Origin of the sequence: Azospirillum sp. TSH20 (genome assembly GCF_003115935.1) — a bacterium.
Classification (GTDB): Bacteria; Pseudomonadota; Alphaproteobacteria; order Azospirillales; family Azospirillaceae; genus Azospirillum.
Map to the genome: position 1 here is coordinate 54411 of NZ_LGQU01000136.1, position 24920 is coordinate 79330.

Genomic DNA, 24920 nt, shown 5'->3' on the forward strand with positions numbered 1-24920 from the left:
CGCCCCGAAACCCTGTCCTGAACCCATCTGTCGCCGTCCGGCAGGAAGCAGCTTACGACGGCGCGGGCGCCGGGTCATCCACCCTGCGCGGCGCCCGGCGGCCATAGTCGATAAAGGGGGCGCTCCGGAATCGCAATGCGGAATTGCGTGGGCCTCCCTCCTCCGATGGTCATGGGACCCCTTTGGCGAGACACCGCAGGCGTTGCGCGACCGCCGCCAGGGTCACGTCGTGGTCACCGGCATGGCCGGCCAGCGCCATGGATGGGAACCAGGGCCGCACCGCCGTCCCCAGGGCCGACCAGTCGCCGGCCCCCCCGATCCGCCAGACCGGGACCCCGAGGGCAGCGGCCAGTTCCCCCACGGCGGTCGGGGCGGAGATCACGAGGTCAAGGCCGGAGATGAGCGCCGCCACCCCCTCCAGATCCCGGCGCTGGTCCAGATCGGGCCAGTGGTGCAGCACCGTGCCGAAGCGGTGCAGGGCGTCCTCCCGCTCCGCCTCGTGCCCGTCATATTGCAGGCTGACGAAGGTCACGCCCGGCACGGCGAGGATCGGTCCCCACTGGTCGATCCGGCTGTATGCGCCGGCCCGGTCGGCCGTCATGCGGCTGCTTCGCCAGCAGATGCCGACCCGCAAGCCGGGACCGAGGTCCGCCAGCCGGCCGCGCCAGTCCGCCGCCAGCCGTGGATCGGCGATGAAGAGTGGAGCGGTTGAAGGGAAATGCCGCAGGGCAGGCCGCAGCCGCGCGGCGATGTTCCCCATTGGTGCATGGCAATCGGCATCGCGCGGATTCGTGGTGGGCGCCCGCACCTCCGCACCCGGCAGGGCGCGGGCGAACAGGCCGGTCAGGCGCGGGTCGCATTCGACGATCAGCCGGCCGGCTTGACGGAGCAGGTCGGGCAACGCCGTGCCGAACATGATCTCGTCGCCCAGCCCCTGTTCGCCCCATACCAGCATGCGGCTGCCGGCCAGTGGTTCGCCCCTCCATTCCGGGATGGGGAAACGGCGGGGTACGGCATCGCCGGTGGCGAAGCGATGGGCGTAGTCGTCCCAGCCGCCGGTCAGGTCGCCCTCGGCCAAGCGCAGCAGGGCGCGGTTCATCCGGGCATCCGCCCTGCCCGGCGTCAGCCGCAGGCACCGTTCGGTCCAGTTGCGGGCGAGCCGACGCTCTCCCCGCAACAGCAGCCCGTGGCCATGGTTGACCAATATGTCCGGCAGGTCGGGAGCGAGTGCCGATGCGCGTCGGTGGGCGATTAGAGCGTCGCTCCAGCGGCCCAGCCCGGCCAGGGCCATGCCCAGGTTTGACCAGCCCTTGGCCGAAGTGGGCGTGATGTGCAGGGACCGGCTGGACTGGCGAGCGGCCTCGGCGTAGCGCCCCTGCCCCTTCGATGCCGCGGCGGCCGTGATCAGCACCCCGGCAAGGCTCGGCGCCAGGACTGCGGCCCGGATGCAGGCGGTCTCCGCCTGGGTGAAGCGCCGGGCGGCGAGCAGGGCTGCGGCGAGGTTGCCCCAGCTTTCCGCCTGCAATGGGCGCAGCCGCACGGCACGGCGGTGCAGCGTCGCCGCCTCTGCCGCGGACGCACCGGTCTGGAGCGCCACGCCGAGGTTGCTTAGCGCTTCGGGAAAGGCCGGGTTCAGCGCCACCGCCCTCCGGTGCCACCGGATAGCGGCCTCGACACGGCCAAGCCGGAGCAGGGTGAGACCGCCATTGGTCCAGGCGGCCGGGTGGGTCGGTACGGAGGCGACGGCCTTGCGGTGGAGGGCTTCGGCGTCGAGCAGACGACCCTGGCTGTGCAGAGCGACCGCCTGCGCCGCCAACGCCTCTCCCCCTGCGGATACCCTCTCCCCCCCGGGGAGAGGGCTGGGTGAGGGGGGCGCATGGCGTGACGTGGCCGATAATCGGGAGAGCGACCGCAATGCGCCAGCCATATCGGCCATCGTCGCCGACAGCGGCTCGCCCGGCCGGGGCTGGAAGAGGCGCATCGACGGATACCAGGGGCGGATTCCGGCCCCCAACTGCGTCCAGTCGCGGGTGCCGAAGCGCCAGACCGGGGTGCCGAGCGCGCCTGCCAGCTCACCAACCGACATCGCCGGCGAAATGACGAGGTCCAGCCCGGCGATCAGGGCGGCGACGCCATCGAAATCGTCCTTGCGGTCGAGATCGTCCCAGCGGTGCAGGCGGATGCCGAAACGCTGCTCGGCCTGCCGGACCTCCTCCTCCACCTCGCCATATTGCAGCACCACCCAGTGGATGCCGGGCAGTGCGAACAGCGGCGCCCAGGCGTCGAGTGCCAGATAGGCGATGCTACGCTCCACGGTCATCATCTGGCTGCGCCAGCCGATGCCGATGCACAATCCGGAGCCGAGAGCCGCCAGCCGTTCGCGCCAACGCTCGACCAACCCTGCGTCGGGCACCAGCCAGGAGGGGCGCGGCGGAAAATCGGCCAGCCGGCGGCGCAGGACGCGGGGCAAGGAGCCCATCGGCACGTGACGGTCATAGTCCGGGATCGCCATCGCCTCCCGCCCTTGCCCGTCCAACGCCTCCGCCCGCACCCGCAAGGTGGGGAAGGAGCGGGAGAACAACGGCACCAGCCGACGGTCGACCTCCAAGATGGTGGAAACGGCGCGGCCGGCCAGTTCCGGGCAAAGGGCGGAGAACAGGATGGTGTCGCCCACGCCCTGCTCGCCCCAGATCATCAGGCGGCGGCCGGTCAGGTCCTCCCCACGCCAAGGCTGGGCGCGTGGTTGACGCCCCTGCCCGACCTGCCCCGAGCCGAAACGCCAGGCATAACCGGGCCAGCCATGGTCGAGATCGCCGGCCTCCAGCCGCAGCAGGCCCTTGTTGAAGTGCGACAACGACATGTCGGGTCGCAGCGTCAGCGCCCGGTCATAGCAGCGCTCCGCCCCCGTGCCGTCGCTCAACCGTTGCCGGGCCAGCCCCAGGTTGCTCCAGGCCTCGCCATAGGCGGGGTCCAGCGCCAGGGCGCTGCGGTAGCAGTCGGCGGCGCCGGCATGGTCGTGCCGGCCTTGGCGCAGGTGGCCCAGATTGTTGCGGGCAGGCGCCTCCAGCGGCGCAAGCCGGATGGCGCGACGTTGCGACCGCTCGGCCTCGGCGAAACGCTCGGCGCTGCGCAGGGCGTTGCCCAGGTTGGTGTGGGTTTCCGGCAGGGTGGGATCGAGCGTCAATGCAACATGCCATGCCGTCCAGGCGTTGGACGTGCGGCCGGCGGCATGGCGGGCATTGCCGAGATTGTTCCAGGCGCCGGCGAAGTCGGGCCGCTGGCGGATCGCTTCCCGGTGCAGGGCCTCCGCCTCGGCATGGCGGCCCTGGGCGTTGCGGATGCTGCCGAGATTGTCCAGCGCGTCGGCATGGTCTGGCTGGATGGCGGTGGCCGCATCGAAGCAGGTGGCCGCATCATCCAGTTGACCAAGAGCCTTAAGACAGAGCCCTAGACCGTTGAGAGAAAGCGCATCGCGTGGCGCAAGGCGCAAGGCGTCGGCGTAGCGCTCCGCCGCATCCTCCATCCGCCCGGCGGCATGGAGCGCGGCGGCGAGAGCGGACAGGGCCGTGGGGTCGGAGGTTCCACCGCCTAGCGTCGCCGCCATCTGCAAGGCGTCGGCGGCCTCCCTCTTGCGGCCGAGTTGCTGAAGGCTGACCGCCCGGTTCGTCCAGGGGCGCGGGTCGCCGGGAAGCAGTTCCGCCGCGCGGGCATGGGCAGCCAATGCTTCTTCCGCCCGACCGATCCCCTGTAGGGCGGCGCCGAGGTTCAGGTGGGCGTCGGCCAAATTGGGAGACAGCCGGGCGGCTTCGGCATAATGGACGGCGGCCTCCGCCAACCGATCGAGCGCGGCCAGCACCAGCCCCAGATTGAAATGGGCGCCGACATGGGTGGGGATGCGCTGGAGTGCACGACGTTGCGCTGCTTCGGCTTCCTCCAGGCGGCCAAGCCGTTGCAGAACGATGCCCCTGTTGGCGTGGTAATCCGCCACCTCCGGCGCAAGTTCGACCGCTTTACTAATTAAGTCAATGGCTTGAACGTTGTCGTTGCGCTGGTGGTTCAGGACGCCCAGCAGATGCAGGGCATCGGCGTGACGCGGTTCGGCATCCAAGACACGTCGGTACAGGGGTTCGGCGGCGTCCAGAGCGCCGGCCTGATGATGGCGAAGCGCCTCGGCGAACCAATCTGAAATGCTCACAGATCACCTGCGGAAAGTCTGTTAAGCATCTGCGCTGCCTTGGGAATGGCGCCACCGATGCCGGCCGACCCATCGGGATGGATGCAGCGCATGGTGGGGAACCAGGGACGCACCGCTGTGCCGAGTTGCGTCCAGTCGCGCCGTCCCAATCGCCAGACCGGCACGCCCAGCGCTGCCGCCATTTCCCCGGCGGAGGACGCGACGGTGATCGCCAGATCGAGGTTCGCCATCAGGGCGGCGGTGCCCTCCAGATCGGCGATCTGGTCGAGGTCGGGCCAGCGGTGGATGCGCAGCCTCAATCGCTCTTCGACCGCAGCGATCTCTTCCTCGCGTCCGTCATATTGAAGGCTGACGGCATGAATGCCGGGCAGGCACAACAGGGAGTTCCACTCCTCCAGGTCGGTATAGGACTGGCGCCGTTCGGTGGTGATGCGCCGGCTGGTCCAGGCAATCCCGACCGTCAGGCCGGGGCCGAGCGCATCCAACCGCGACCGCCATGCCGCCACCCGCTCCGGATCCGGCTTCAGCCAGCCGGCGGGCGGAGGTGGGACCGGTGCGGTCTTCCACAGCAGGCGCGGCAGCGAGCCGAAGGGGAGATGGCAGTCGGCATCAGCCGGCCGCCGCGTCGGCGCGCGCACCGTAGTGCGGGGAAAGGAGCGCTGGAACAGCGGGACCAGCCGCGGTTCGCATTCGACGATGGCGGCAGGGAAACGCGACAGGGCTTCCGGCAGAAGGGCGCCAAACATGAACTCGTCGCCCAACCCCTGTTCGGCCCACAGCAGCAGGCGGCGCCCGGCAAGTTCGTCCCCCTCCCATTCCGGGATGTTGAAGGGACGTCTCGGCCGCAGGCGTCCGGAGTCGAAGCGGACGGCGTAATCCTCCCAACCCTCGGCCAACCGACCCTGGCGCAGGCGCAGGATGGCGCGGTTGAAGCGGGCGAGCGCCTGCGCCGGATCGGCGTCCAGGGCGTTGGTGAATTCGCGCTCCGCGCCGGCATCGTCGCCCAGATCCTGAAGGGCGAGCGCCAGATTGGTATGGGCGGCGGCATAGCCGGGGCGCAGGTCCAACGCGCGGCGTTGCAACTCCGCAGAGTCCGCGGCCAGTCCCTGCAGGCGGCGGACGGTGCCCAGATTGGTCATCGCCTCCGCCATCTTCGGGCCGAGCCGTACGGCGCGGGCGAAAGCATCGGCGGCGGGCTCGATGCGGTCGGCAGCTTGCAGGGCGAGGCCGTAGGCGTTCCAGCCCTCGGCATCCGCCGGCTCCAGCGTCAGGTAAAGGCGGTAGGCCGGGTCCGCATCCTTGCCGCGGCGTTGCAGCGAGCCCGCCAGAGCAAGGGCCGCCGCCGCATGGTCGGGCCGGCGTGCCAGCACGGCACGCAGCGTCGTCTCCCCTTCGTCGTCTTGCCCAAGGTCGAGCAGGGCGAGGCCCAGGGCGGCGCGCGCTTCCGTCAGGGAGGGATTGGAGGCAAGCGCGTGGCGCAGGAGCGGTTCCGCCTCCGCCGAGCGGCCGAGGCTGCGAAGCACCGCGCCCAGGTTGCCCTCCGCCTCCGCGTAGTCGGGGCGGGCGCGCAGGGCGGCACGGTAGGCGTCGGCGGCCTCGGCGGCCTTGCCTTGGGCGTTCAGGGCATTGCCCAGAGTGTTGGCGGCCTCGGGGAACGGGCGGCGCAGGCGCAGGGCGTTGCGGGCCGCGCGTTCCGCCTCGGCGGAGCGGCCGAGCGCCTGGAGGGCGTAGGCGAGGTTGGCGTGGTAATCGGGAACGTCGCGCTTGGCCGCCACCGCCTGTCCGATCAGGTCGGCGGCCTCGGCAAAGCGGCCGGTCTGACAAGCGATCATGCCCAGCAGATGCAGGGCGTCCGGCTGGCGCGGCTGAACGGCGATTGCCTGGCGATAGAGCGCCTCGGCTTCAGGCAGGCGGCCGGCTTGGTGCAACGGGACGGCCTGCCCGACCAGCGCCGCGGCGGTGGCGGCAGCGGCGTTGCCGGTTTTGCGCTGGTTGGTCATGCCCCGTGCCGTTCCTGTTGGCTACGGGTAAGGGATAGCACGAATTGGGTGTGGTGGAAGGGGTGGAGACCCGTGCCCCCACCCCGGCCCTCCCCCGCTGGGCGGGGGAGGGAGCAAGTGGTTGCACGGGAGCGAGATTGCCTTACGCCACGCCCACCGGCGGGGTCGGGGCGGCGTTGACCGGGTCGGCCAGCTGGGCATCGACCACGGCGACGGCGGTCATGTTGACCAGACCGCGGGTGGTGACCGACGGGGTGACGATGTGGACCGGCCGCTGGACGCCCAGCAGGATCGGACCGACATTCTGCGCCTCGCCCAGGATCTTCATCATGTTGAAGGCGATGTTGGCGGCGTCCAGCGTCGGCATCACCAGCAGGTTCGCCTCGCCCTTCAGGCGGCTGTCGGGCAGCACTTCCTTGCGAATGGCAGGGGCGAGAGCGGCGTCGGCATGCATCTCGCCGTCGATCTCGACATCAGGCATCTGCTCGGACGCCAGTTCCACCGCCGCACGCATCTTGCGGGCGGACGGGGTCTCGGCGCTGCCGAAGTTGGAGTGCGACAGCAGGGCCACCTTCGGCTCGATGCCGAAGCGCTTCACCTCGTCCGCCGCCAGCCGGGCGATCTCGGCCACCTGTTCGGCGGTCGGGTCGGGGTTGACGTAGGTGTCGGTGATGAAGTGGACGCCCTTCTGCGAGATCAGCGCGTTCATCGTCGCGGCGACCTTCACGCCGTCGCGCAGGCCGATCAGGCCGCAGATGTGCGCCCAATGCTCGTTGAAGCGGCCGGTGGTGCCACAGACCAGCGCGTCGGCCTCGCCGCGGCGGACCATCAGGGCGCCGAAGACGGTGGGCTGGGTCCGAACCACGTTGGCGGCATGGCTGGGCGACACGCCGCGGCGGCCCATCAGCTTGCGGTAATGTTCGGTGAAGTTGTGATAGCGCGGATCGCGGATGATCTCGATGACCTCGACGTCCTGGCCGATCTTCAGGCGCAGGCCCATCTCGCCGATCACCCGCTCGATCACCTCGCGGCGGCCGATCAGGACCGGATGGGCGATGCCGTCATCGACCACCACCTGGGCGCAGCGGATCACGCGCGGGTCCTCGCCCTCGGCATAGACGACGCGCTTGGGCGCGGTCTTGGCCTTGGTGATGACCGGCTTCATGAACAGGCCGGAGCGGATGACATACTGGTTCAGCTGGTCCTGATAGGCGCGGAAATCGGCGATCGGCCGGGTGGCGACGCCGCTGTCCATGGCCGCCTTGGCGACCGCCGACGACACCTCGACGATCAGGCGGGGATCGAAGGGCTTGGGCAGGATGTAGTCCGGGCCGAAGCGCAGCGATTCACCGACATAGGCCGCCGCCACCACGTCCGACGGTTCGGCGCGGGCGAGGTTGGCCATGGCGTGGGTCGCCGCGATCTTCATCTCCTCGTTCACCGTGGTGGCGCCGACGTCCAGCGCGCCGCGGAAGATGAAGGGGAAGCACAGGACGTTGTTGACCTGATTGGGGAAGTCGGAACGGCCGGTGGCGATGATGGCGTCCGGACGGGCTTCGCGGGCCAGATCCGGCATGATCTCCGGCTCCGGGTTGGCGAGCGCCAGGATCAGCGGCTTGTCGGCCATGCGGGCCAGCAGCTCCGGCTTCAGCACCTTGGCGCCGGACAGGCCGAGGAAGATGTCGGCGCCGTCGATGACGTCGGACAGCGTGCGCGCCTCGGTGTCGTGCGCGTAGGCCTCCTTGTATTCGTTCATCTCCTCGTTGCGGCCCTTGTGGACCACACCGATGCGGTCGACCAGCCAGACATTCTCGCGGCGGACACCCAGCGACAGCATCAGGTCGAGACAGGCGATGCCGGCCGCGCCGCCGCCGGTGGAGACCACCTTGACCTTGGAGATGTCCTTGCCGACCAGCGCCAGACCGTTCAGCACGGCGGCGCCCACGACGATGGCGGTGCCGTGCTGGTCGTCGTGGAACACCGGGATCTTCATGCGCTCGCGGCAGCGGCGCTCGATCTCGAAGCAGGCGGGGGCGGCGATGTCTTCCAGGTTGATGGCGCCGAAGGTCGGTTCCAGCCGGACGATGGTGTCGACCAGCGCATCGACGTCATGCTCGTTCAGCTCGATGTCGAAGCAGTCGATACCGGCGAACTTCTTGAAGAGGACGGCCTTGCCTTCCATCACCGGCTTGGCGGCGTAGGGACCGATGTTGCCCAAGCCCAGCACGGCGGTGCCGTTGGTGACGACCGCCACCAGATTGGCCCGCGCCGTCAGCTCCGCCGCCTTCGACGGATCCTCGGCGATGGCGGTGCAGGCATGGGCAACGCCCGGCGAATATGCCAGCGCCAGATCGCGCTGGTTGGCCATGGGCTTGGTCGCGACTACTGCCAGCTTACCGGGCCGCGGGTTGCGGTGATACTCAAGCGCCATCGCCTCAAAATCGCCGGACATCGGGTCTCTTCCTCCGGTTAACGTGATTTCAGTTAATTCTTTGCGTTCGCTTTACCTGATTGGCGGTTATAGCCCATTCGGGCTGCTGCGCCAACCGCCCCGCGAAACGGAAAGGGGACGATTCGAACCAAATCGAAGCGTCCCCCTTACCTTACAGGATCCTCATGGAGGCCGGATGGATCATCTTTGGAATTTCCGAATCCGGTCCTGCATGTGTGCCGCGCGTTCTTTGCGGATCGTCAGATCCGGGCGAGCGCCGGCTCCTTGAAGTGCTGCTGGTATTCGGCGACCGCCTTGCTCTCGTCGAACTCGCCTTCCATCTTGGCGACGACGACGGTGGCGACGCCGTTGCCGATCAGGTTGGTCAGCGCGCGGGCTTCCGACATGAAGCGGTCGACGCCCAGCAGCAGGGCCAGCCCTTCGATCGGCAGGACGCCGGTGGCCGACAGGGTGGCGGCCAGCGTCACGAAGCCGCCGCCGGTGACCGCCGCCGCACCCTTTGAGGTCAGCATCAGGATGATGAGGATGTAGAGCTGCTGCCAGATCGTCAGGTCGACGTTGAAGGCCTGGGCGATGAAGATCGCCGCCATCGACAGGTAGATCGAGGTGCCGTCGAGGTTGAAGGAATAGCCGGTGGGGATCACCAGACCGACGACATGCTTGGAGCAGCCGAACTTCTGCATCTTCTCCATCATGCGCGGCAGAACCGACTCCGAGGAGGAGGTGCCGAGCACGATCAGCAGTTCCTGGCGGATGTAGCGGATGAAGTTCCAGATGCTGAAGCCGTAGGCCTTGGCGATGCCGCCCAGCACGACGAAGATGAAGATCGCCATGGTGAGGTAGACCGACGCCATCAGCTGGCCCAGCGCCGTCAGTGACGAGATGCCGTACTTGCCGATGGTGAAGGACATGGCGCCGAAGGCACCGACCGGGGCGACGCGCATCAGGATGCCGATCACGCCGAACAGGGCATGGCCGATCTTGTCGAAGATGTCCTCGACCAGCTTGCCCTTCTGGCCCATGGCGGACAGGGCGACGCCGAACACCACGGCGAAGAACAGGATCTGCAGCATGTCGCCCTGGACGAAGGCGCCGACCACATTGTCGGGCACGATGCCGACGACGAAGTCGATGAAGCCGTGCTCGTGGGCGGAGGTGGCGTATTTCTGAACCGCGTCGGCCTTCAGCTGGCCCGGCTGGATATTCATGCCGGCGCCGGGGCGGACGAGGTTGACGATCAGCAGCCCGATGCCGAGTGCGAAGGTCGTCACCACCTCGAAATACAGCAGGGCCTTGCCGCCGACCTTGCCGACCTTCTTCAGGTTGCCGATCGAGGAGATGCCGGTCACCACCGTCAGGAAGACGATCGGGCCGATCACCATCTTGACCATCTTGATGAACAGGTCGCCCAGCGGCTTCATCTGCACCGCGATGGCCGGGTAGAAGTGCCCCAGCAGGATGCCGATGCCGATGGCGGTCAGAACCTGGAAGGTCAGGTTGGTGTAGAAGGGCTTCTTCACCGTGCCCGGCCGGCCGGCGGTCGCGTCTGCGCTCATGCTACTCTCCTCGTGGCGTTCCTCAGAACGGCGTTCCTGGCGGGGTGCCCGTTCTTTCGTCCGGCATTTGCACCGGCTGGGCGGGCGGACCCCAACTGATTGCTCCTGAAAGCAAGCGGTGGGCCAATTGCTGAATCCAGCAACATCAAGCATTTGCCGAATGGCCGAGGGCGAGAATCCGCACGACAGGGGGTCCAGCTATGTGCGAAAATCCACACACTTCACAGCGCTGCGGCATCAATGTTGCGGCGCAGCACGATCAGGGAAGACGTTGCTGAGCAATCCGACCGATCCGGCGACAGATTCGACCGCCCCTCCCCTCCTCTCCGCGACGCTCTCGCCGGCGACGCAGCTGGTCGCCCGGGCGCTGGAACGGCCGCGCCGGCTGCTGATGGTGGCGCTGCTGCTCGGCGTCCCGGCGGCGGCGGCATTGGCGGCGGGCTGGGCCTCGTCCCTGGCGCTGGACGATCTGAAGGACAGCGCGCGGGCGCAGCTGGCGCTCTACAACGCCAACCTGCGGGCGGAGCTGGAGCGTCATGCCGCCGTTCCGCTGGCGCTGGCGCAGGATGAGGAGGTGCGCGCCCTGCTGGTCAACCCGACTCCGGCGGCGGTCGACCGGCTGAACCGCAAGCTGCAGGGCATCGCCCAGGCGTTGGATGCGCTGGCGCTTTATGTAATGGACGCCAAGGGAACGACGCTGGCGGCCAGCAACTGGAACAGCGCCGCCAGCTTCGTGGGCGAGAATTTCTCCTACCGCCCCTATTTCCGCATGGCGATGGACCAGGGGGAGGGGCACCATTTCGCGCTGGGCACCACCTCGCTGGTGCCGGGCTATTACACGGCGAACCGGGTGGTGGCGGAAAACCGCACAGTGGGGGCGGTGGTGCTGAAGCTGGGGTTCGACCGGCTGGAGCGGGGCTGGACGCCGGGGCAGGAAAAGCTGCTGGTGACCGACCGCGATGGGGTGGTGTTCATCACCAACATGCCGTCCTGGCGCTACCATGCCCTGCCCCGTCGCCTGCCGATCAGCCTGCCCATCGTGCCGGAGGGCACCAGCGAGGGGCTGGACGTGCTGCCCTGGGCCTTCGGCGGGGTGTCCGACCGCATCGCGCTGGAGGAGAAGGACGGGGAGCGGCGCTATCTGCTGACCTCCGTCGCCATGCCCGGCGGCGATTGGACCCTGCACAGCCTGACCAGCCTCGATCCGGTGACCGCCCGCGCCTGGGTCGCCGGGCTGCTGGCCGCCGCCGCGGTGGCGATGGCCGCGCTCACCGCCTATGCGGTGGCGCTGCGGCGGGTGGCTCTGGCCGAGCGGATCGCGCTGCAGGAGGAATCGCGGGCGGAGCTGGAACGCCGGGTCGCCGCCGCCACCGCCGATCTGCGCGCGGCGGAGAACGAGCTGACCCAGGCGGCCAAGCTGGCGGCGCTGGGGCAGATGTCGGCCGGCATCGCGCACGAGATCAACCAGCCGCTCGCCGCCATGCGCAGCTTCGCCGACAATGCCGTGGTCCTGCTGGAGCGTGGGCGGATGGACGCGGTGCGCGGCAATCTGGCGGAGATCGCCGAACTGACAGACCGCATGGCCGCCATCACCCGCCAGTTGAAGGGCTTCGCCCGCCGCGCCTCCGGCACGCTGGGGCCGGTGTCGGTGCAGGGGGCGGTGAGCCAAGCGCTGGCCCTGCTGGAATCCAAGCTGCGGCGGGAGGACATCACGGTGGAGGTCGATCTGCCCGACCAGCAGGTCCGGGTGGTGGCGGAGGATGTGCGGCTGCAGCAGGTTCTGGTCAACCTGATCGGCAATGCGGCGGATGCCATGCGCGGCTGTCCGGTGCGCCGCCTGCGCATCGGGCTGGTCGCGGCGGAGGGCGAGGCGCTGCTGAGTGTCGCCGACACCGGCGGCGGCATCGCCGAGGCCGATCTGCCCCGGCTGTTCGTCCCCTTCTTCACCACCAAGGAAGCCGGCGAGGGGCTGGGGCTGGGGCTGTCGATCAGCCACGGCATCGTCGAGGATTTCGGCGGCAGCCTGACCGCCGCCAACCGCAATGGGAAACCGGGCCAAGGCGCCGTCTTCACCCTGCGGCTCACCACCACGGAGCAGACCACATGAGCCAGTCCATTCCCGAGGCCGCCGGCGCCGTGCTGTTCGTGGACGATGAGCGGGCGGTGAGGCTGGCCGGGCAGCAGGCGCTGGAACTGGCGGGGTTCGAGGTGACGGCCTGCGACGGGGCGGAGCGGGCCTTGCGCCATCTCGGCCGCGACTGGCCGGGCTGCCTCGTCACCGACGTGCGCATGCCGCAGATGGACGGGCTGGCCCTGCTGGCGCGGGTGCGGGAGATCGATCCCGACCTGCCGGTCATCCTGATCACCGGCCATGGCGACGTGCCGATGGCGGTGGAGGCGATGCGCAACGGCGCCTACGACTTCCTGGAAAAGCCTTTCCCGTCCGACCGGCTGACCGAGATCGCCCGGCGCGCGGTGGAGAAGCGGCGGCTGGTGCTGGAGAACCGCCGGCTGCGGGCGCAGATCGCCGGCGGAACCGATCCGGCGGGGACCATCGTCGGCCGCACGCCGGGCATCGAGCGGCTGCGCGCCACCATCTCAGCGGTCGCGGACACCGACGCCGACGTTCTGGTGTTCGGCGAGACCGGCACCGGCAAGGAGATGGTCGCCCGCGCGCTGCACGCCGCCAGCGGCCGGCGCAAGAACCCCTTCGTCGCGCTGAACTGCGGCGCCATGCCGGAGACGATCTTCGAGAGCGAACTGTTCGGGCATGAAGCCGGCGCCTTCACCGGGGCCGCCAAGCGCCGGGTCGGCCGGATCGAACATGCAGGCGGCGGCACCCTGTTCCTGGACGAGATCGAAAGCATGCCGCTGGCCTTGCAGGTCAAGCTGCTGCGGGTGATCCAGGAACGGGTGGTCGAACCGCTGGGATCGAACGAGCAGGTGCCGGTCGATCTGCGGGTGGTCGCCGCCACCAAGGCGGATCTGCGGCAGGCGGCGGATGAGGGGAAATTCCGTGCCGATCTCTATTACCGGCTGAATGTGGTGGTGCTGACCATTCCGCCGCTGCGCGAACGCCGCGACGACATCCCGCTGCTGTTCCAGCATTTCGTCGCCCAGGCCGCTTCCCGTTACAACCGCGAGCCGCGGACGCCCACCCGCGAGCAGATGCAGCGGCTGATGAGCCAGGACTGGCCCGGCAACGTCCGCGAACTGCGCAACGCCGCCGATCGCTTCGTGCTGGGGCTGGAGGATGTGGCCCCGGCGCCGGTGTCGGCACCGTCGACGCTGTCGCTGGCCGAGCAGGTGGATCTGTTCGAAAAGGGCCTGATCCAGTCCGAACTCGCCCGCCAACGGGGCAGCGTGAAGGCCGCCATCGAGGCGCTGAACATCCCGCGCAAGACCTTTTACGACAAGCTGAAACGCTATGGGCTGAGCCGGGAGGATTTTATCGAGTGACTATTTCAGACTGACCCCAGCCGCCACGAACGCGAGGATGGCGCCGACGAGCACTGCAAGGACTGTCCACAGGTAACCTTTGCCCGGCTTTTCAGCCAGCTTCTCCAGCAACTCACCCTTTGTCGCGGACAGGTCGGCCTTGGTCGCGAGATGGTTCAGCCGCTCATCGAGACGCGCCAGCAGCGGCTTCATCTCGTCGAGAAGCCCCTCCATCCGGTCAACGCGTCGGGTCAGGTCGTCCATACCAGGAGGATGGCCCCCGCCGCCGTTTCCGTCAATGGGCGCGGGTCCGCTGTCCCGTGTGATCGACTGGCGATCATCCACGCCGGATGCTCTGTTCGGAAGGGCCATCGGCTTCTTTGTCCTGGACCGTCAGCGGACGCTGCTCGCGCAATCCGCCGCATGTTTGGAATGCGATGGTATTTTTACGAATTTTCTGACCAGGCTCCACAACTTTCCGGGCAATGCGGTGGATCGCCGCCCCTCACTTCCCCCATTCGTGCAGTTGACATCCGGTTCCGCTTGCCGGCCGCACGCGCGGTTCCCATGTGGCTTCTGGTGTCCGGCCGCCCTTTCCAAGATTCGGGAAACCGGCCTTCGGACAGCTCGGCCGGGCGGACCTTTCCTTCGTTTCGGCTGTTGTACTGGAGACCACACAGCACCGACGTCGAAGGGGACGGCCTTAGAATGTCACCGAGGATTAGCACCATGACCCCCCGTCTCCTTGCGGAGCTTCTGGAACCGATCCTGACCGCAGCGGAAGACGACGAAGAGGCCCTGTCCGAGGCCGTGAACCTGACCGCGGAGGCCATGGCGGCGCTTGGCGCCACCGTGCTCGATCCCGACGGGAAGCCGGCCCGCGGGGTGTCCGATGAACGGGCCGTCGTCGCCGCGCTGAACACCCACGCGCACAATCTGATGCGCGATGGTCGGCTGGACGACGTGGTCGAGGCCCTGCAGGTGGCCGAGCGGATCGGCCGTCTCGCCCATCTGCCGCACCACCCGCGGACCGTCTGACCACTCTTTCGGGAGAAGGGCGCGGTCGTTCGTGGAAGCGGCTTCGCGGGTGCGGGAATTTCTCCCCGCCGTGCTGTTTGAGCGACGTGCCACCCAGCGCTCAACAGGGGAGGAGCCCTCGTGCCCACCGCGCCGCAGCCACATGCCCAGCCGAATGTATTGGCCAACCCGCTGGAAAGCGGGATTCTCTCCCGCCTTCAGGACGACCTGCTGCCGGACCATCTCCTGACCCGCCGCTGGTATGCGGCGAAGGACGCCGGCCGGCCGGTCGTGCGCATCATAGACGCCCTGCCGCTGCCGCTCGCCGGCGGATCGCAGGCCCAGCTCTGCCTGTTGCGGGTGGAGCCGCCGGGACGGGAGCCGCAGCTCTACCAGCTTCCCCTGATCCTCGACCGCGGCACTGGAGAGGATGCGTCGGTGATCGCAGGTTCCAAGGACCTGCCGGTTCCGGGGCGCCTGCGCGACGGCTATGCCGATGACGGCGTGGTCCGTGCGCTGCTGGGCGCCATTCTGAAACGTAATCCCGAACCAAGCGAAACGGCGCTGTCCGCCGGCCTGACCGCCGGCCACACCCGTGCCTGCGAGGCGCTGGCGGAACGGTTGCACAGCGATGCCCCGCTGCATCGGATGACCGCCGAACAGTCCAACACCTCCATCCGCATCGGCGACGCCGCCATCCTGAAGGGGCTGCGCAAGCTGGAACCCGGTATGCACCCCGAACTGGAGGTCAGCCGCTTCCTGACCGAGGTGGCGCAGTTCCCCAACACGCCGGCCCTCCTGGGCTGGGTCGAGCGGTCCAACAGCTCCGGTTCCACCACGCTGTGCGTGATGCAGGAGTTGGTGCCGGAGGCGAAGGACGCCTGGGGCCATGTCACCGGCTATCTGAACGACCGCGTCGCCCGCTTCGAGGACAGTGAGGCGGCGCAGGCCGCCGATGCCGACAGCGTAGCCTTTCTGCGCCTGCTGGGTCAGCGGACGGCGGAGCTTCACCGGGCGCTCGCCACTCCCGGCGGCGGCGACGCCTTCACGCCCGAGCCGGCGACGGCGGAGCGGCTAAGGGAGTGGGCCGGCGGCGTGCGCACCCTGGCGAAGCGCGTGCTGGAGCGTCTGCGCGCTGCCGGGCAAGGGGATAAGCAGACGCTGGACCCGGCGATTGCCGCACAGGCCAACGCCCTCGCCGCCAGCGAGGCGGCGATGATGGCGCAAATCGACGCGCTGATCCCTGCAGACGCCGACCTCAGCGCCATGCGGCTGCACGGCGACTATCATCTGGGGCAGGTGCTGGTTTCGCGCGGTGACGTGCAGATCGTCGATTTCGAAGGCGAGCCGATGCGCCCGCTGGCTGAACGGCGGGCCAAGCATTGCATCCTGCGCGACGTCGCCGGCATGTTGCGCTCTATCGCCTATGCCGCCGCCATGGCGCGCGACGCGATGCCGGCCGGCCTTGATGCTCCGTCGCGCGATGCCCGCATCGCTTGGCTGTCCTGGTGGGAGGGGGCGGCGTCGGCTGCCTTCCTCGACGGTTATCGCGGCTCCATCGGCGACTGCCCCGGCTTCCCGCGCGACCCGCAGGCGGCCCCTGCCCTGCTGAAGCTGTTTCTGCTGGAAAAGGCGCTGTACGAGGTCGGATACGAGCTTGCCAACCGGCCGGGCTGGGTGGGGATCCCGCTGGCCGGCGTCACCGCCATCATCCGCGCCGATGCAGGGCCGGAGATCGCCAGCCGCGACCGTGACCGCATCCCCCCGGTGGACGAGCGCCGTCGCAGCCATTCCATGCCCTTCGGCGCGGAGGTGCAGGCCGACGGGTCCGTCCGTTTCTCCCTGTGGGCGCCGACGGCGGCGTCCGTCCTGCTGTCGTTGGAGGACGGCGGCCAGCCGGTCGGGATGGAAGACCAGGGGGACGGCTGGTTCGGCCTGACCACCGCGCGGGCGCAGGCCGGCAGCCGTTACCGCTTCGTCCTGCCGGACGGGCTGGCAATTCCGGATCCGGCCTCCCGCTTCCAGCCGGACGACGTGCATGGCTCGTCGGAGGTGATCGACCCCGGCGTGCATGTCTGGACCGATGCCGCCTGGACCGGCCGCCCCTGGCACGAGACGGTGCTGTACGAGCTGCATGTCGGCACCTTCACGCCGGAAGGCACCTTCCTGTCCGCCATCGACCGGCTGGACGATCTGGTCGAGCTGGGCGTCACCGCGATCGAGCTGATGCCGGTGGCCGACTTCCCCGGCTCGCGCAACTGGGGCTATGACGGCGTGCTGCCCTTCGCGCCCGACAGCGCTTATGGCCGGCCGGAGGATCTGAAGACGCTGGTGCAGGAGGCGCATGCCCGCGGGCTGATGGTCTTCCTCGACGTCGTCTACAACCATTTCGGACCGGAGGGGAATTACCTCCACGCCTTCGCCGACAGCTTCTTCACCGACCGCCACAAGACCCCCTGGGGCGCAGCGATCAACGTCGATGGCGAGCGCAGCGGGCCGGTGCGCGACTTCTTCGTCCACAATGCGCTCTATTGGCTGGAGGAATACCACCTCGATGGCCTGCGGCTGGACGCGGTCCACGCCATCATCGACGACGGCGACCGTCATGTGCTGGAGGAATTGGCGGAGCGGGTTCACGGCCATTTCCAGAACCAGCGCCATGTCCATCTGGTGCTGGAGAACGACGCCAATCAGGCGCGCTTCCTGGCCCGCCACCGCGAGGGCGACCCGCGCTGGCACACCGCCCAGTGGAACGACGATCTGCACCACTGCCTCCACAGCGCGGCGACCGGCGAGGATGGCGGCTATTACGCCGACTACGCCCACGACCCGGCCAAATGGGGCCGCGCGCTGGCGGAGGGTTTCGCCTTCCAGGGCGATCCGTCGGTCTATCGCGACGGCGAGATGCGCGGGGAGCCGTCGGCCCATCTGCCGCCGACCGCCTTCGTCACCTTCATCCAGAACCACGACCAGATCGGCAACCGGGCCTTCGGCGAGCGCATCACCCACATCGCCAAGGCCGAGGCGGTGCGCGCCGCCACCATCCTCTATCTGCTGGGTCCCGGCATCCCCATGCTGTTCATGGGCGAGGAATGGGCATCGGCCAAGCCCTTTCCCTTCTTCTGCGACTTCGGCGAGGAACTTGCGGAAGCGGTGCGCAAGGGCCGGGCAGAGGAGTTCGCCAAGTTCCCCGAATTCCAGAATCCTGACGCCCGCGCCCGCATCCCCGACCCCACCGCACCGGAGACGGCGGAATCGGCCAAGCTGGATTGGGAGGCGCGCGGACAGGCGGAGCATGCCGATTGGCTCGACTGGTATCGGCGGGCTCTCGCCACGCGCCGGGCGGAGATCGTGCCGCGGCTGGATGGGGTTCCCGGTGGTGCGTCGAGCCATAAGGCGGTCGGCAAGACCGGCTTGACGGTCTGCTGGAAGCTGGGCGACGGCAGCCGCCTGCATGCTTTTGCCAATCTCGGCGACAAGCCGGCCGCCGGCTTCCCGGAGGCGTCGGGCCGTGTGCTGTGGACCGAAGGCGACGGGCTGACGGGCGACAGGCTCGGCCCATGGTCGGTGGTGCTGTGGCTGGAGGAGGCCTCGGCGCTCGACCGGCTGGCCGACCGCATGGGGGTGGAACGCTCCTTCGACAATGCCGCCGGAGAGACGGTGACGGCCAGCGAGGAGACCATCCGCGCCCTGTTATCGGCGATGGGGGTGGAGGCGGGGGACGAGGCCGCCGCGCTGGCCCATCTCGACCGGCTGGACGAGGAGGAGTATGGCCGCGCCCTGCCCCCGGCGGTGGTCCGCCGCGCCGGGGCGGCGGTCACCGTGCCGGTCACCCTGCCCCACGGCACCCGGACTCTGCGTTATACCCTGACGCTGGAAAGTGGGGCGACGCAGAGCGGCGTGGTCGGCTTCGGCAGCCTGCCGCGTTGCCGCTGCATCACCGCCGGCGACGTGACCTATGCCGAGCGGCGCCTGCCGCTGGGCAAACTGGACAAGGCCGGCTACCACACGCTGCGGGTGGAGACGGAACATGGCGTGGCGGAAACCCGCCTGATCCTGGCACCGGCCCGCTGCCATCTGCCGACGCCGATGCTGGTGGGGGAGAAGCTGTGGGGGCTGTCGGCGCAGCTTTACACCCTGCGCAGCGACCATGACTGGGGCATCGGCGATTTCGGCGATTTGCGGACGCTGGCCGACATCGCCGCGGCGCGCGGTGCGGCGGTGATCGGGTTGAACCCGCTGCACGCCATGTTCCTCGACAATCCGGACCATGCCAGCCCCTATTCCCCGGCCAGCCGGCTGTTCCTGAACCCGCTCTACATCGACGTTACCGCTGTACCGGAATTCCTGGACGACGCCGACATGCGCCGCAAAGCGGCTTCGCCGGAGTTCCGGCAGGCGTTGGAGGCGGCGCGGTCCACCTCCCACGTCGATTACACCGCGGTCGCCAAGCTGAAGTTGCCGATTCTGGAAAAGCTCTTCGCCGATTTCCAGACATCGGCCAAGCCGGAACGCCGCGCCGCCTTCGATGCCTTCTGGACCGGCAGCGGCATCGGGCTGGAGCGGTTCGCCACCTTCCAGGCATTGCGGGAACGCTTCGCGGCAGAAGGCAAGGCCGATTGGCACCGATGGCCGGCGGAGTACCACGACGCCACCGCGTCGGCGGTGGAGCGGTTCGCCAAGGAGCATTCCGATCGCGTCGCCTATTTCGCCTGGCTGCAATGGCTGGCCGACGATCAGCTGCGCGCGGCGGCGGAGCGGGCGACCGAGCTTGGCATGACCATCGGCTTCTACCGCGACCTTGCGGTCGGTGCCGACGCCAGCGGGGCGGAGACCTGGATGACGCCGCAGGCGGTGGTGGGCGCCGCCCATGTCGGCGCCCCGCCCGATCTGTTCAACCCGGCCGGCCAGGATTGGGGGCTGCCGCCCTTCCATCCACAGGCGTTGCGCGCGGCCGGCTATCAGCCCTTCATCGATCTGGTGCGCGCCAACATGCGCCATGCCGGTGCGCTGCGCATCGACCACGCCATGGCGTTGCAGCATGTCTATTGGATCCCGGACGGCCGCCCGCCGGGTGAGGGCGCCTATGTCGCCTATCCGATGGAGGATCTGCTGGGCATCCTGGCGCTGGAGAGCCAGAGGCACCGCTGCCTCGTCGTGGGCGAGGATCTGGGCACCGTGCCCGACGGTTTCCGCGAGCGGATGACCGAGGCCGGGGTGCTGAGTTACCGCGTCGTCTTCTTCGAATGGACGGAGGACGGCGCCTTCAAGGGGCCGGACGAGTATCCGGAACTGGCGCTCGCCACCGTTGGCAGCCACGACCTCGCCACGCTGCGCGGCTGGTGGGAGGGCGACGACATCGTGCTGAAGGCCGATAAGGGTCTCTATCCGGCGGCGGACGAGGCGGAGAAGCAGCAGGCCCGCCGCTCCGCCGACCGCAACGCCCTGGTCGATGCCCTGCGCGCCGCCGACATCGCCCTGCCCGCCGGCTTTGGACCCGACAGTCCTTATGACGAAGTGCTGGACCATGCGGTGCATGCCTTCCTCGCCCGCACCAACGCGGCGCTGGCGGTGGCGCAGCTGGACGACATGACCCGCGAACGCGATCAGGTCAATCTGCCCGGCACCACCGACCAATACCCCAACTGGCGCCGCAAGCTGTCGATGACGCTGGAGGAACTGGCCGATGCGTCGGAGCCGGCGGCGATCGCCGACATCCTGGCCGCGGCCCGCCCGTCCTCTTCCCCCGTCCGCCGCTAACTAAAAAACGCCCTTCCCTACTCCGAGGAGCACACACCCATGGCCCCCGCCGCCGGCAAGCCCATCCCTCGTGCGACGTACCGGGTCCAACTGAATGGCGAGTTCGGCTTCGACCGCACCGCCGCCATCGCCGATTACATCGCCCGTCTGGGCGTCAGTCATCTCTATGCCTCCCCCTACATGAAGGCGCGGCCGGGCAGCACCCACGGCTACGACATCGTCAATCACAACGAATTGAATCCGGAGGTCGGCGACCAGAACGACTTCCGCGATCTGGTGGAGGCGCTGAAGCGCAACAACCTGGGCCAGATTCTGGATTTCGTCCCCAACCACATGGGTGTCGGCGGCAGCGACAACGAATGGTGGTTGAACGTGCTGGAGTGGGGTCCGGACAGCCCGTATGCCGGGTATTTCGACATCGAATGGGAATCCGACTACCGCTATCTGCAGGGCAAGGTCCTGGTGCCGTTCCTGGGCGACCAGTATGGCGCGGTGCTGGTGTCGGGCGGGCTGGAGCTTCGCTTCGATCCGGAGACCGGCAGCTTCGCCGTCTGGGCCTATGGCAGCCACAAGCTGCCGGTGCGGCCGCAGGATTACGGCACCATCCTGAGCAGCGACCACCCGGATCTGGAGCGGATCGCCGACGCCTTCACCCATCTGATGGATGCCCGCCCGCACCAGCTTCGCCGCGCCTCCGACCTGAAGGCGGAACTGGCGGGATTGGTGGCCACCCGGCCCGACATGGCCGATGCGATCAACCAGCGGCTTGCGGTCTTCCGTGGATACCAGGGGGAGATCGACACCTGGGGCCATCTGCATGAGCTGATCGCCGGCCAGAACTGGCGCGTCGCCTATTTCAAGGTGGCGGCCGACGATATCAACTATCGCCGCTTCTTCAACATCAACGAGCTGGCCGGCCTGCGCATGGACGAGCCGGAGCTGTTCGACGTTGCCCACCGCATGGTGCTGGGCATGGTGGCGGACGGCACGCTCGACGGCATCCGCATCGACCACATCGACGGGCTGATCGACCCCAAGGGCTATTGCGAGCGGCTGGTCGCGGCCTCCTCCAAGCCCTTCTATCTGGTGGTGGAGAAGATCCTCGCCCGGCATGAGCGGCTGCGCGAGGATTGGCCGATCGACGGCACCACCGGCTATGAATACGCCAACCTGATGGGCGGGCTGTTCGTCGATCCGAAGGCGGAGGAGGCCTTCACCCGCCTCTACGCCGACTTCATCGGCCGGCGCGACGATTTCGAGGACGTGGTGCGGCAGTGCAAGATCCGCATCATGGAAAGCGAGATGGCGAGCGAGTTGAACGTGCTGTCGCGCAAGGCGTCGCGCATCGCCCGCTCCAACCCCGCCACCGCCGACTTCACCGCCAACATCCTGCATCAGGCGCTGAAGGAGACCATCGCCCGCTTCCCCGTCTATCGCACCTATGTCGACGGCAGTGTGCCGAGCGACCTCGACCGCCGCGACATCGACTGGGCGATCTCCCAGGCGCGGCGGGTGGAACAGGGGCCGGACGGCTCGGTCTATGATTTCCTGCAGCGGCTGCTGACCACCGATCTGGTGGCGGCTCCCAAGAGCGGCTACAGCCATCAGCAGGTCACGCGCTTCGCCATGCGGTTCCAGCAGTACAGCGGACCGGTGATGGCCAAGGGGCTGGAGGACACCGCCTTCTACCGCTACAACCGGCTGGTGGCGCTGAACGAGGTGGGCGGCCATCCCGACCATTTCGGGGTCAGCATTTCCGCCTTCCACCGCGCCAACCAGGACCGCGCCCGCAACTGGCCGAACAACATGCTGGCCAGCACCACCCATGACACCAAGCGCGGCGAAGACACCCGCGCCCGCCTCTACGCCCTGTCTGAGATGCCGGAGGAGTGGGAACGGCAGGTCCAGACTTGGAGCCGTCTGTTGCGCGCCCGGCGCGGCGATGTGGAGGGCACCGCCCCGCCCGACCGCAACGACGAGTACCTGTTCTACCAACTGCTTCTCGGTGCCTGGCCGGCGGAACTGACCGGCGCCTCGGTCGAGCAGATCGACCAGCCTGCGATGACCGCCTTCGCAGAGCGCATCGTCGGCGCCATGACCAAGTCGATGCGCGAGGCCAAGCTGCATTCGACCTGGGCGGCGCCGAACGAGGCTTATGAGGGGGCGGTCGTCAGCTTCATCCACGACGCGCTGGACGTGACCCGCCGCAACGCCTTCCTGGAGGCCTTCCTGCCCTTCCAGGCGGCGCTGGCGCGCATCGGTATGGTCAATGGGCTGTCCCAGGCCCTGCTGAAGCTGACCAGCCCCGGCGTGCCCGACATCTACCAGGGTTGCGAGCTGTGGAACCTCAGCCTCGTCGATCCGGACAACCGGTTGCCGGTGGACTATGACGCCCGCCGCAAGCTGTTGGACGAGGTCGAGGAGGCGGTGGAGCGCGGCGCCGTGCCCGGGTTGCTGGAGCGCTGGACCGACGGTGCGGTGAAGCTGGCGGTGACCCGGCAGGCCCTGCAGGTCCGGGCGGAGATGCCGGAGGTCTTCAGTGCCGGCGAGTATCTGCCGCTGGAGGCGACCGGCGACCGCGCCGACCATGTGGTGGCCTATGCCCGGCGCAATGGTGACGACACGGTTCTGGTGGCGGTGCCGCGGCTGGTCGGACAGTTGGGCGAAAACCCGGACTGGGGAAACACCGCCATCCCGCTGCCGCGCGGCGCCCGCTGGCGCAGCCGGCTGACCGGAGCGGAGGTGGAAGGCGGCGACGCCATGATGGCGGCGACGCTGTTCGCCGATCTGCCGGTGGCCCTGCTGTCACAGGAAAGCTGACGCTGGTCCTGAGAGGAAAGGGCGCGCGAGTGATTGCGCGCCTTTTTCCCTTACCGGGATAGCGAAGGTCAGCGGGTTGTGCCGCCGGCGCCCGAGGTGGAACCGCCCGTCGAGCCGCCCATCGAGCCTTGCGGCTGCTGAGTGCCGACCGGGCCGTCCGAGCCGGTGCCCATGGAGCCGCTGTTGCCCAGGCTGTTACCGCCCGTGCCGCTGGTCGAGTTGGATGAGCCCGAACCGGTCATCGACCCGCTGCCCGTGGATGACCCGCTGGTGGATGACCCGCTGGTCGCGCCGCTGTTGCTGTCGACGCCGCCCATGCTGCCGCAACCCAGCTGGTTGTTGGAGGTGCAGGGCGGGTTGGTCTGGTTGGCGTTGGTGCTCGGACCGGCGCTGGTCGCGGCGGGGCTGCCGGAGATGGAACCGCTGCTGTCGGCGAAGGCCGGGGCGGCCATCAGGGCGAGAGCGGCGGCGGTGCCGATCATCAGGCTCTTCATGACGATTCCTTTCGCTGTGCATGCCCGTCGACACCGGTCTGTCGGCGGCCGGGCTGCCGTGGTCCGGGGAGCATCGAAATCTTGCGCGGGGCCGGGTCCGTCCCCGCTTTCCAGCCCACCAACAGCGGCGGTCCGCAATGGTTGCTCCGTTATCTTCCGCGGCCTGCGATGCCCCGACGATGCCACACCGGACCGCAGGCATCGCGCGCTGCGCAAAAAAGAGAACGCCCGCCGAAGGGCGGGCGTTCTCAAGGGACGATGCGCCAGGGGGGGCGGTCAGGCCGTGCGTGCCTTGGGCAAGTTGGTGGCGCTCAGGCTGGCGGTGGTGGCGACGGAGCCGTGGAAGATTTCCAGCGCTGCCGGCGTGGAAGACGGCCGCATGCCACCCAGGATTTCACCCGCCGCGCCGACGGCCTGCACCAGCGCGTCCGGCATCACCGGCTTGCGCAGCAGGCCCATGGCGAATTCGCGGGCTTCGGCCGCATGGTGGTCGAAACCGGTCATCAGCAACGACGGAACGCCGTTTTCCTCCCACAGCCGGCGGGCGAGCACCAGACCGTTCTCCCCACCGGCGAGATTGACGTCGACCAGCGCCAGGTCGGGACATTCGCGGGCACCGACCCGCGCGGCCTTCACGGCATCGCGCAGCGGTCCAACCACGGTGTAGCCCGCATTCTCCAGAACGGCCTTCACGGCCGGACCGATCAGCGGATCGTCCTCGACGACAAGCAACTTCAAGACGGCATGCTCCCTTGATTGACGGTGCGGGCTTATAGCCCGTCCCGTCCGGTTTTCGAAGCGGGTTTGGCTTCGATCAACTGAACCGCCCATGTTTGTCGCGGTTCCGCTCCGTTCAAGAGGTCTAAGGGGTACTCCCTTGCGGGTATGCCGCCTCACTGAACGTCCGGGTTGGAAACATACACCATTGCAGCGCGTTTTACCCGGACGCGAGAGAGGAAAAATGCAATGACTTTCGTTGAATTGACCGATACGACTGGGGACTCCGTTCTGGTGAATCCATTCGCGGTCGCATATCTGCGGGCGAGCGCGGATGGCGGCACCGAACTCCATTTTGCCGGCCGGGGGGAGCCGCTGCGGCTGCCTGACGCGCCGTCCGACGTCGCCCGCACCCTGGAAAACGCCGCCCCCACCCCGCCTGACCCTACCCTGTCGTTGCTGGCCTGACGA

General features: G+C 68.5%; 13 protein-coding genes. 6 read left to right on the top strand and 7 right to left on the bottom strand.

The window, feature by feature from the left end:
- Positions 1 to 169: 169 nt before the first annotated feature.
- From TSH20_RS30270 to TSH20_RS30285, 4 genes are all read right to left on the bottom strand, one after another.
- On the bottom strand, positions 170 to 4195 hold the full coding sequence (locus TSH20_RS30270; protein WP_109156120.1) for a tetratricopeptide repeat protein: 4026 nt from the start codon (positions 4193 to 4195) through the stop codon (positions 170 to 172).
- Positions 4192 to 6195 carry a tetratricopeptide repeat protein gene (locus TSH20_RS30275; protein ID WP_109156119.1) on the bottom strand — a complete coding sequence of 668 codons (2004 nt, stop codon included), beginning with the start codon at positions 6193 to 6195 and terminating at the stop codon, positions 4192 to 4194. Before TSH20_RS30275 ends, TSH20_RS30270 begins: the two co-directional genes overlap by 4 nt.
- Positions 6196 to 6337: 142 nt before the next feature.
- Complete coding sequence (locus TSH20_RS30280) at positions 6338 to 8647, bottom strand: NADP-dependent malic enzyme (RefSeq protein ID WP_109156118.1); 2310 nt, start codon at positions 8645 to 8647, stop codon at positions 6338 to 6340.
- Between the two features lie 239 nt (positions 8648 to 8886).
- Positions 8887 to 10203, bottom strand: coding sequence for a dicarboxylate/amino acid:cation symporter (locus TSH20_RS30285; RefSeq protein WP_109156117.1), 1317 nt, complete (start codon positions 10201 to 10203; stop codon positions 8887 to 8889).
- 271 nt (positions 10204 to 10474) lie between these two features.
- On the opposite strand from TSH20_RS30285, the gene TSH20_RS30290 reads away from it, so the two are divergent.
- Complete coding sequence (locus TSH20_RS30290) at positions 10475 to 12310, top strand: ATP-binding protein (protein WP_247871240.1); 1836 nt, start codon at positions 10475 to 10477, stop codon at positions 12308 to 12310.
- On the top strand, positions 12307 to 13662 hold the full coding sequence (locus TSH20_RS30295; RefSeq protein ID WP_109156116.1) for a sigma-54 dependent transcriptional regulator: 1356 nt from the start codon (positions 12307 to 12309) through the stop codon (positions 13660 to 13662). The genes TSH20_RS30290 and TSH20_RS30295 overlap by 4 nt, the downstream gene beginning before the upstream one ends.
- Here the strand turns inward: TSH20_RS30295 and TSH20_RS30300 are convergent, their stop codons facing one another.
- Positions 13663 to 13905 carry a hypothetical protein gene (locus tag TSH20_RS30300; RefSeq protein WP_109156115.1) on the bottom strand — a complete coding sequence of 81 codons (243 nt, stop codon included), beginning with the start codon at positions 13903 to 13905 and terminating at the stop codon, positions 13663 to 13665. It abuts the gene before it with no gap.
- Positions 13906 to 14370: 465 nt separating this feature from the next.
- Between TSH20_RS30300 and TSH20_RS30305 the strand changes: the two genes are divergently transcribed.
- From TSH20_RS30305 to treY, 3 genes are all read left to right on the top strand, one after another.
- A complete protein-coding gene (locus tag TSH20_RS30305; RefSeq protein ID WP_085083633.1) occupies positions 14371 to 14679 on the top strand; it encodes a hypothetical protein in 309 nt (102 codons plus the stop codon).
- Between the two features lie 120 nt (positions 14680 to 14799).
- Positions 14800 to 20418: a malto-oligosyltrehalose trehalohydrolase gene (gene treZ / locus TSH20_RS30310; RefSeq protein ID WP_109156114.1), complete on the top strand. Its 5619-nt coding sequence runs from the start codon at positions 14800 to 14802 to the stop codon at positions 20416 to 20418.
- Between the two features lie 39 nt (positions 20419 to 20457).
- Complete coding sequence (treY, locus tag TSH20_RS30315; protein WP_109156113.1) at positions 20458 to 23238, top strand: malto-oligosyltrehalose synthase; 2781 nt, start codon at positions 20458 to 20460, stop codon at positions 23236 to 23238.
- A 68-nt stretch (positions 23239 to 23306) separates the two neighbouring features.
- On the opposite strand, the gene TSH20_RS36230 is transcribed toward treY, so the two are convergent.
- Complete coding sequence (locus tag TSH20_RS36230) at positions 23307 to 23732, bottom strand: hypothetical protein (RefSeq protein WP_109156112.1); 426 nt, start codon at positions 23730 to 23732, stop codon at positions 23307 to 23309.
- Positions 23733 to 24008: 276 nt separating this feature from the next.
- Positions 24009 to 24470, bottom strand: coding sequence for a response regulator (locus TSH20_RS30325; RefSeq protein ID WP_247871239.1), 462 nt, complete (start codon positions 24468 to 24470; stop codon positions 24009 to 24011).
- A gap of 228 nt (positions 24471 to 24698) precedes the next feature.
- Here TSH20_RS30325 and TSH20_RS30330 point away from each other — a divergent pair, with 228 nt between their 5' ends.
- Complete coding sequence (locus TSH20_RS30330) at positions 24699 to 24917, top strand: hypothetical protein (RefSeq protein WP_109156110.1); 219 nt, start codon at positions 24699 to 24701, stop codon at positions 24915 to 24917.
- The last annotated feature ends 3 nt before the right edge of the window (positions 24918 to 24920 follow it).